Source organism: Streptosporangium longisporum, assembly GCF_039534895.1.
Classification (GTDB): domain Bacteria; phylum Actinomycetota; class Actinomycetes; order Streptosporangiales; family Streptosporangiaceae; genus Streptosporangium; species Streptosporangium longisporum.
Genome location: NZ_BAAAWD010000010.1, coordinates 267,713 through 278,009, shown reverse-complemented (window position 1 = coordinate 278,009; position 10,297 = coordinate 267,713). Strand labels below are relative to the sequence as shown.

Genomic DNA, 10,297 nt, shown 5'->3' with positions numbered 1-10,297 from the left:
GCGGTTCTAGCCCCCGAGGTTCTCTACCAGGTTGAACAGGTCGTCGTCGCTCGCGTCCGCCAGTGCGTCGACGTCATCGCTCTCCCCCGCGGTCCATTCGGCGAGAAGGGTGCGCAGGCGGGCGGCCACCGCGGGACGGTCGTCGGCCTCCAGCGTCTGCAGAACCGCCAGGGCCTCGTCGATCGGCTCCGTGTCCCTGGTGAACAGCCGCTCACGCAGGTGGTCGGAGATCGCGGACGGTGTGGGATGGTCGAAGACCAGGGTCGCGGGCAGCCGCAGGCCGGTCTCCGCGGCGAGCTTGTTGCGGAGCTCCACCCCCATGAGGGAGTCGAAGCCGAGCTCCTTGAACTGTCGCTCCGCCTCGATCGACTCCGCTCCCGCATGGCCGAGGACGGTGGCGATGTGCCCGCGTACGAGGTCGAGCAGCGCACGGTCCCGTTCCTCCTCGGGCAGGAGGGCCAGCCTCTCGGTCAGGGGCCGCGCGTCTCCGCCCTCGACGGTGCGGCGACCCCGCGTACGCACCAGGCCGCGCAGCATCGGCGGCAGGTCCGCCCCTTGGGCCCGTAGCCCCGCCAGGTCCAGCCGTATCGGCAGCAACGACGGCTCGTCACGCCCGAGCGCTCCGTCGAACAGGGCCAGCGCCTCCGTCCCGGTCATCGGTACCGCACCCGTACGCGCGATCCGTGTCCGGTCCGTGTCGCCGAGCCCGTCACCCATGCCGTGTTCCCACAGTCCCCAGGCCAGGGAGGTCGCGGGCAGGCCCTGGGTCCTGCGGTGGACGGCCAGCGCGTCGAGGAAGGCGTTGGCCGCCGCGTAGTTGCCCTGTCCCGGGCTGCCGAACGTCGAGGCCGCGGAGGAGAACAGCACGAACGCCCGGAGCGGCCGGTCCCTGGTCAGCTCGTGCAGATGCCAGGCCGCGTCCGCCTTGGGACGGAGCACCAGGTCGATCCGTTCAGGAGTCATCTGCTCCACCAGCCCGTCATCGACGGCGCCGGCCGTGTGGACCACCGCGGTGACCGGTCCGTCCAGCCCGTCCAGCAGCTCTCGCACGGCCGTACGGTCGCCCACGTCACAGGCCGCGACCGTGACGTCCGCGCCCCGCGCGGTCAGGTCCGCCACCAGCTCGGCGGCGCCCGGCACCCGCCCACCGCTCCTGCTCACCAGGACCAGACGGCGTACGGCATGCGCCTCCACCAGATGGCGTGCCACGAGACCGCCCAGTGCTCCGGTGCCACCGGTGATCAGCACCGTGTCGTCGGCGTCCCAGACGGCGTCCCGCGCCGGGCCGTCGGCACGGACCAGCCTCGGCGCGTGGAGGGTTCTTCCGCGTACCGCGAGCTGCGGTTCGTCGGACGGCAGCAGCGCGGGGAGGTCGGCCCCCTCCGCGACGTCCACGAGCGTGAACAGCCCGGGGTGTTCCGCCTGGGCCGAACGCACCAGCCCCCACACCGCCGCAGCCACCGGATCGGCGTCCCCGCCGTCGCCCACCGACACCGCGCCACTGGTCACCACCGTCAACCGTGACGACGCCGAGCGTTCGTCGGCCAGCCACTCCTGGACCGCTTCGAGCGCCTCCCGGGTCGCCTCCCGTACCGCGGAGGGCACGTCACCGCTCCGTCGCACGATCCGCTTCACCGCGGTGACGATCTCTCCCTCCCCGGTCACCGGCGTCCACTCCACCCGGAACAGCGAGTCCCTGGGAGCGGTGCCCTCGATCTCCGTGGCGGACAGCGGCCGTAGTCTGAGGGAACGGGCCGTGAGGACCGGCCGGCCGGTGCCGTCGGTGACGAACATCAGCACGTCGCCGTCATCGTTCTCGGTGATCCGAACGCGGAGGGACGTCGCCCCGGCCGCGTGCAGCCGTACGCCACCCCAGGAGAACGGGAGCTCGGCCGTCTCCCGGCGGTTGAGCATGAGCGCATGGAGGCACGCGTCGAGTGCGGCAGGGTGGATGCCGAAGCCTGTCGCGTCCAGTTCGCCGGGCAGTGTCACCTCGGCCCAGAGACCGTCACCATGACGCCAGACCGACCTCAGGCCCTGGAAGCTCGGACCGTAGTCGAGCCCCGCCACGGCCAGGTCGTCGTAGAGCTCGTCCACGTCGGCCGGTTCGGCGCCCGACGGGGGCCATTCGAACCGCTCGGCGATGTCCTCCGGGTCTTCCGGGTCTGCGGGGGCCAGCGTGCCGGTCGCGTGCCGTACCCATGGTTCTCCGTCGGCGCGGCTGTGGACGGCCAGCGACCGTCGGCCGTGGTCGTCCCGTCCGTTCACCGTCAGCTGCACCTGGCGGGTACCCCGGTCGGGGATCACCAGCGGGGTCTCCAGGACCAGTTCCTCGAGCAGGTCACAGCCGACCTGATCACCGGCCCCGGATCGCCGACTCCACCAGCACCGCCGCCGGCACCACCACCCTCCCCGCCACCAGGTGGTCGGCCAGCCACGCATGCCGTCCGGTACGCGAGAGGTCACCGGTCAGTACGACACCGTCCCCGTCGGCCAGCGGGACCGTCACGTCGAACAGCGGATGACCACCCGGCCGAGGCGCCCCGGTCACCGGGGCTTCCAGCCAGTACCGCTGCCGGTCGAAGGCGTAGGTCGGCAGGTCCACCGGACGTGCTCCGTCACCGCTCGTGGTCTGGACGTAGGCCGTCCAGTCGACCGTGGTGCCGGTCACGAAGGCCCCGGCGACGGCGGTGAGCAGGGTCTCGGGTTCGGGTCTGCCATCGCGGAGGGTGGGCAGGAAGGAGGCGTCGGTCAGGGTGTCCTGGCCCATGGCCGACAGCACTCCGTCGGGGCCCAGTTCGATGAACCTGGCGATGCCTTGGGAGGCCGCGTGGGTCAGGGCGTCGGCGAAGCGGACCGGCCGGCGTATCTGGTCGGCCCAGTACTCGGCCGAGAACTCTGTGATCGGCTCGCCGGTGAGGTTGGAGATGACCGGGATGGAGGGGGTCCGGTAGGTCAGTCCTTCGGCGATGCGGTGGAAGTCTCGCAGCATCGGCTCCATGCGGGCCGAGTGGAAGGCGTGGCTGACGCGTAAGCGGCGGCTCTTGCGTCCTCGGGAGGTGAGTTCGTTGGCCAGGGCGATGACGGGCTCCTCGTCGCCGGAGACGACCACCGCCTGGGGACCGTTAACGGCCGCGATCGAGACACCGTCGACAAGGAGGTCGGTGACTTCCTGTTCGGTGGCCTGCAGCGCGATCATTGCCCCACCGGTGGGGAGTTCCTGCATCAGCCGGCCTCGGGCGGCCACCAGCGCGCAGGCGTCCTGCAGCGACATCACCCCCGCCACATGGGCTGCCGCCAGCTCGCCTACGGAGTGACCCACCAGGACGTCGGGCCGCACACCCCATGACTCCAGCAGCCGGAACAGGGCCACCTCAAGGGCGAACAACCCGGCCTGAGCGAACACCGTACGGTCGAGGATCCCGTCCTCGGAGGCGAAGATCACCTCCCGTACCGAAGGGGTCCCAAGGTGGGCATCCAGCAGGGACGTGATCTCGTCGAAGGCGCGGGCGAAGACGGGGAAGGTCTCGTACAGCTCCCGGCCCATCCCCACTCGCTGCGAACCCTGGCCGGTGAACAGGAAGCCCAGCCCGCCCGGTTCGGCTCGACCGGTCAGCACCCCGGCCGTCTCACGCCCGGCAGCCAGCGCGCTCAGGCGCTCCAGCAGTTCCTGGCGGTCTGCCCCCGCGACCACGGCGCGGTGTTCCAGCGCCGCACGGCCCTTGGCCAGCGAGTAGGCCACGTCCACCGCACGCAGGTCCGCATGCCGACCCAGATGATCGCGAAGACGTCCGGCCTGAGCACGCAACGCGGTCTCACTACCGGCCGACAGCGTCCACACCGGCGATCCCGGCTCGTCACCGGCATGTGTCCGCGCAGGGGAATCCTCGGATGCCTCCAGGATGACGTGGGCGTTGGTGCCGCTGATGCCGAACGACGACACCGCAGCCCGGCGCGGCCGACCCTCATCGGGCCAGTCGCGCGCCCGGGTCAGCAACTCCACCGCACCCGACGACCAGTCCACGTGCGGTGACGGCTCGTCCACGTGCAGGGTCTGCGGCAACACGCCCTCACGCATCGCCATCACCATCTTGATCACACCCGCCACCCCCGCAGCCGCCTGGGTATGACCGATGTTCGACTTCACCGACCCCAGCCACAACGGCCGATCCCGCTCCCGGCCGTAGGTCGCCAAAAGCGCCTGCGCCTCGATCGGATCACCCAGAGTGGTCCCCGTACCGTGCGCCTCCACCACATCCACATCACCCGGAACCAGACCCGCATCCGCCAACGCCCGAGCGATCACCCGCTGCTGCGACGGACCGTTCGGCGCCGTCAACCCGTTCGACGCACCGTCCTGATTGACCGCACTGCCCCGCACCACCGCCAGCACCCGATGACCATTACGACGCGCATCCGACAGCCGCTCCACCAGCACCACCCCGACACCCTCACCCCACCCCGTACCGTCCGCCGACGCAGCGAACGACTTGCACCGCCCGTCGGGGGCCTGGCCGCGCTGCCGGCTGAACTGGACGAAGGCGTCGGGTTTCGCCATGACCGTGACCCCGCCGACCAGGGCCATCGAGCACTCTCCCTGGCGCAGCGCCCGCATCGCCCAGTGCAGCGCCACCAGCGACGACGAGCACGCCGTGTCCACCGTCACCGCGGGCCCCTCCAGACCGAAGGTGTAGGCCAGGCGGCCGGAGGCGACGCTTCCGGAGTTGCCGATGCCGATGTGTCCTTCGAGGTCCTCGGGTGTGGTGAGCAGTCGTGCGGCGTAGTCGTGGTACATCAGGCCGACGAAGACTCCGGTGTCGCTGCCGCGCAGCGTGGTCGGGTCGATGCCCGCGTGCTCGATCGCCTCCCAGGAGGTCTCCAGCAGCAACCGCTGCTGCGGATCCATCGCCAGCGCCTCACGCGGAGAGATCCCGAAGAACCCCGCATCGAACTCCGCCGCGTCATACAGAAAACCCCCCTCACGCGCATACGACGTCCCCGGCCGATCAGGATCATCGTCGAACAACCCCTCCAGATCCCACCCCCGATCGGAAGGAAAACCCGACACCCCGTCCCCACCCGAGACCACCAGATCCCACAACCCCTCGGGAGACGACACCCCACCCGGGAAACGGCAGGCCATGCCCACGATCACGATCGGGTCGCCGTCGGTGGCCGCGACCGGCGCGGACGGGAGGGCCACCCCGGTGGAGGCGCCGAACAGCTCATCGTTCAGGAACTCGGCCAGGCGGGTCGGGGTGGGGTGGTCGAAGACCAGTGTCGCGGGCAGTCTCCGGCCGGTGGCGGTGCTCAACCGGTTGCGCAGTTCCACCGCGGTGAGGGAGTCGAAGCCGAGCTCGCTGAACGCGCGGCGCGCATCGACCGGCTCGGTATAGCCCAGCACCTCGGCGGTGTACCTGCTCACCAGCTCCAGCAGCCTGGCGCCGCGCTCGGTCTCGGGGAGCCCGGCCAGGGCTTCGGCGGGAAGGCCCGGTCGTTTGGCGGTTCGGCGGGCGGGAGCCCTCACCAACCCCCGCAACAACGCCGGAACACCCACACCCGCAGACCCCAACACCCCCACATCCAACCGAACCGGCACCACCACCCCCTCCCCCACACCCAACGCCACATCCAACAACCCCAACGCCACCCCCGAGGGCAACGCACCAAACCCCAACCGACCCAACCGCGCCACACCCCCCACCCCCAACCCCGCAGAAATCCCACTCCGCTCCTCCCACAACCCCCACGCCAACGACACCCCCACCAACCCCAACCCCCGACGCACCCCCACCACCGCATCCACAAACGCATTCGCCGCCGCATACCCCCCCTGACCCGCACTCCCCAACGTCCCCGACGCCGACGAAAACACCACAAAAAAATCCAAATCCAACCCCGCCGTCACCTCATGCAAAAACCACACCCCATCCGCCTTCGCCCGCAACACCCCCTCACACCCCCCCACCGACAACCCCCCCACCACACCGTCCTCCACCACACCCGCCGCATGCACCACCCCCACCAAACCCTCAACCCCACCCACCACCCCCGCCAACGCCTCCCGATCCCCCACATCACACGCCACCACCTCCACCACCGCACCCAACCCCTCCAACTCCCCCACCAAACCCCCCACCCCAGCAGCACCCCACCCCCCACGACTCACCAACACCACCCGACCAACCCCCCACACCCCCACCACATGACGCGCCACCAAACCCCCCAACACCCCCGTACCACCAGTAATCAACACCGCACCAGACGGATCGACGGTGATCTCGTCGGGGACCGCGCTCACCCGGGCCAGCCTCGGCGCGTAAAAACTCCCTCCGCGTACCGCGAGCTGCGGTTCGTCGGACGGCAGCACCGAGGGGAGCTCCGCACCCTCCTCGATGTCCAGCAGGGCGAACAGGCCGGGGTGCTCCTCCTGGGCCGAACGCACCAACCCCCACACCGCCGCACCCACCGGATCGGCGATCTCGCCGTCGGCCACCGACACCGCGCCGCTGGTCACCACCGTCAACCGTGACGACGCCGACCGCTCGTCCGCCAGCCAGCCCTGGACCGCCTCCAGCGTCTCCCCGATGGCCTCCCGCACCGACGCCAGCGGATCGGCGCCGCCCCGCGCGATCCGCTTCACCACCGCGACGTTCTCCCCCTCCCCCGTCACCGGCGTCCACTCCACCCGGAACAGGGAGTCGGGAGAATCGGCCGCGCGGAGCCGCCGTTCGGACACCGCCCGCAGGGTGAGGGACTCGATCGAGGCCACCGGCTCCCCGGTCTCGTCGGTGAGGTCCAGGGTCAGGGAGTCCGGTCCCGACGGCGTCAGCCGTACGCGCAGCGTGCTCACCCCGGCGGACCACAGCGACACACCCGCCCAGGAGAACGGCAGCCGGACCTCGTCCGCCCGCTCCGGTGCGGCCGCGCCGCCCGCGTGCAGGGCGGCGTCCAGGAGTGCCGGATGCACGCCGAACCGTTCGGCCTCGGCGCGGAACGGCTCGGGGAGGGCGACCTCGGCGTAGACGTCGTCCCCGTGCCGCCAGACGGCTCGCAACCCCTGGAAGGCGGGGCCGTAGGCGTATCCCCGCTCGGCCAGCCGCTCGTAGAAACCGTCGATCTCCACCGGTTCGGCACCGGCCGGGGGCCAGGCGGCCATGGTCGCGCGCGGCTCCGCGGAACCCGGGGCGAGCATGCCGGAGGCGTGACGGACCCACGCCTCGTCCGTCTCCTCCGGCCGCGAGTGCACCGCCACGGTACGCAGGCCCGCCCCGTCCGCCGCGCCAACGACCATCTGTATCCGGCGTCCGCCGTGCTCGGGCAGGACCAGTGGCGCTTCCAGGGTGAGTTCCTCGAGCCGGCGGCAGCCGACCCGCTCACCGGCCTGGCACGCCAGTTCCACGAAGGCGGTGCCGGGCAGCAGCACCGTGTCCAGCACGACGTGGTCCGCGATCCACGGCTGGGCGTCCCGGGACAGGCGGCCGGTGAGCACCAGGCCGTCGCCCTCGGCCAATGACACCACCGCACCCAGCAGTGGATGCCCCGCCGACGACAACCCCGCACCCGACAGATCCGTCTGACCCGTCGCCTCCAGCCAGTACCGCTGCCGGTCGAAGGCGTACGTCGGCACGTCCACAAGTCGTGCTCCGTCACCACCCGTGGTCTCGACGTAGGCCGCCCAGTCGACCTGCGTCCCGGCCACGAACGCACCGGCGACGGCGGTCACCGTCGTCTCGGGTTCTGGCCTGTCCCCGCGCAGCAGCGGGAAGAACGACGCCTCGGCCAGGGTGTCCTGACCCATGGCCGACAGCACCCCGTCGGGCCCCAGCTCGATGAACCTGCCGATCCCCAGCGAGGCCGCGTGCGTCAGGGCGTCGGCGAAGCGGACCGTGCCCCGTACCTGGTCGGCCCAGTAGTCGGCCGAGAAGGTCGTGATCGGCTCGCCGGTGAGGTTGGAGATGACCGGGATCGAAGGGGCCCCGTAGGTCAGACCCTCGGCGATGCGGTGGAACTCCCGCAGCATCGGCTCCATCCGGGCCGAGTGGAAGGCGTGACTCACGCGCAGACGACGGCTCTTACGTCCCCGGGAGGTGAGCGTGTGCGCCAGAGCCGTGACGGGCTCCTCATCACCGGAGACGACCACCGCCTGAGGGCCGTTGACCGCCGCGATCGAGATGCCGTCGGTGAGAAGCTCCGACACCTCCTGCTCGGTGGCCTGAAGCGCGATCATCGCCCCACCGGCCGGCAACTCCTGCATCAACCGGCCCCGTGCCGCCACCAGCACGCACGCGTCCTCCAGTGACATCACCCCGGCCACATGAGCCGCCGCCAGCTCACCCACCGAATGCCCCACCACGACATCCGGCCGCACACCCCACGACTCCAGCAACCGGAACAGGGCCACCTCAAGCGCGAACAACCCGGCCTGAGCGAACACCGTCCGATCCAGAACCCCGTCCTCGGAGGCGAACACCACCTCCCGCACCGAAGAAACCCCAAGGTGCCCATCCAGCAGGGACGTCACCTCGCCGAAAGCACGAGCGAACACCGGGAAGGACCCGTACAGCTCCCGGCCCATCCCCACCCGCTGCGAACCCTGGCCGGTGAACACGAAACCCGACCCGTCCGGCTCGGCCGTCCCGGTCAGCACCCCGGCCGTCTCACGCCCGGCGGTCAGGGCGTCCAGGCGCTCCACCAGCTCCGTACGGTCTCGTCCCAGCACCACCGCGCGGTGCTCGAACACCGAACGGCCCCGGGCCAGCGACCACCCCACGTCCACCGGATCGGCGTCCACCAGCTCCGGAAGCCGTCCCACCAGCCTGTCCAGCGCCTCCGGGGAACGTGCCGACACCACCCACGGCACCACCGGCACGTCCCCGCCCCCGGCCGGTGCCTCGGTCACCGGTTCCTGCTCCAGGATCACGTGGGCGTTCGTCCCGCTGAAGCCGAAGGAGGAGACGCCCGCGCGGCGCGGCGCCCCGGTCTCGGGCCACGGCATCGACGAGGTGGGCAGCGCTATCCCCCCGCCGGTCCACTCCACGTGAGGGGTGGGGTTCCCGGCGTGGAGCGTGCGGGGGAGGATGCCGTGCCGCATGGCCATGACCGTCTTGATGACCCCGGCGACACCGGAGGCGGCCAGGGTGTGACCGGTATGGGATTTGAGCGTGCCGAGCCAGAGCGGCCGATCGGCGGGACGCTCGGCGCCGTAGGTCGCCATGAGCGCGCGGGCCTCCACCGGATCGCCGAGCGGCGTACCGGTGCCGTGCGTCTCGACCATGTCGATGTCCGCCGCGGTCAGCCCGGCGTTCGCGAGCGCCAGCCGTACGACCTGCTGCTGGGCGACGCCGTTGGGCGCGGTGAGACCGTTGGACGCGCCGTCCTGGTTGAGCGCGGAACCCCGGACGACCGCCAGCACCCGGTGGCCGTTGCGCCGGGCGTCGGAGAGCCGTTCCAGCACCACGATGCCGACGCCCTCGGCCATGCCCATGCCGTCGGCGTCGGCGGAGAAGGCCTTGCACCTTCCGTCGGGGGAGAGCACGCGCTGGCGGCTGAGCTCCACGAACGAACCCGGGGTGGACAGTACGGTGACGCCACCGGCCAGGGCGAGGGAGCAGTCCGACTGGCGCAGGGCCTGGCAGGCAAGGTGGAGCGTGACCAGTGAGGTCGAGCAGGCCGTGTCGACGGTGATGGCGGGGCCTTCGAGCCCGAGCGTGTAGGCGATCCGTCCCGAGGCGATGCTGGGCACGACGCCGGTCGCGACGTGTCCTTCGACGCTCGCCGGTGCCTGCTGGAACAGCGGGCCGTACTGGTGGTGGTTGATGCCCACGAAGACGCCGGTCCGGCTGCCGCGCAGCGAGGACGGGGCGACCCCGGCCCGTTCGATCGCCTCCCAGGAGGTCTCCAGCAGCAACCGCTGCTGCGGGTCCATCGCCAGCGCCTCACGCGGCGAGATCCCGAAGAACGCGGCGTCGAACCGGTCGGCGTCGTCGAGGAAGCCACCCGTACGCGTGTAGGACGCCCCCGACACGTCGGGGTCGGGGTCGTACAGGTTCCCGAGATCCCAGCCACGGTCGGCGGGGAAGTCACCGGCCGCCTCACGGCCCGCGGCGACGAACTCCCACAGGTCCTCGGGGGATCGCACGCCGCCGGGGAGGCGGCACGCCATCGCGACGATCGCGATCGGCTCCCGGTGGCCGTCCTCGACCTCCTTCAGCCGCCGGTTGGCCTTGCGCAGCTCACCGGTGACGCGCTTGAGATATTCGCGCAGCCTGTCCTCGTCCGCCACTGCGGCTCCTCC

The 10,297-nt window shown here is 71.2% G+C and carries 2 protein-coding genes; both read right to left on the bottom strand.

The features are described from left to right. Positions 1 to 6: 6 nt before the first annotated feature. The gene (locus ABD832_RS20040) at positions 7 to 2,466 is read right to left on the bottom strand and encodes a type I polyketide synthase (RefSeq protein ID WP_344897504.1); all 2,460 of its coding nucleotides are present in this window, start codon (positions 2,464 to 2,466) and stop codon (positions 7 to 9) included. Then, on the bottom strand, positions 2,357 to 10,285 hold the full coding sequence (locus tag ABD832_RS20035) for a beta-ketoacyl synthase N-terminal-like domain-containing protein (protein WP_344897501.1): 7,929 nt from the start codon (positions 10,283 to 10,285) through the stop codon (positions 2,357 to 2,359). The genes ABD832_RS20040 and ABD832_RS20035 overlap by 110 nt, the downstream gene beginning before the upstream one ends. Positions 10,286 to 10,297: the final 12 nt, after the last annotated feature.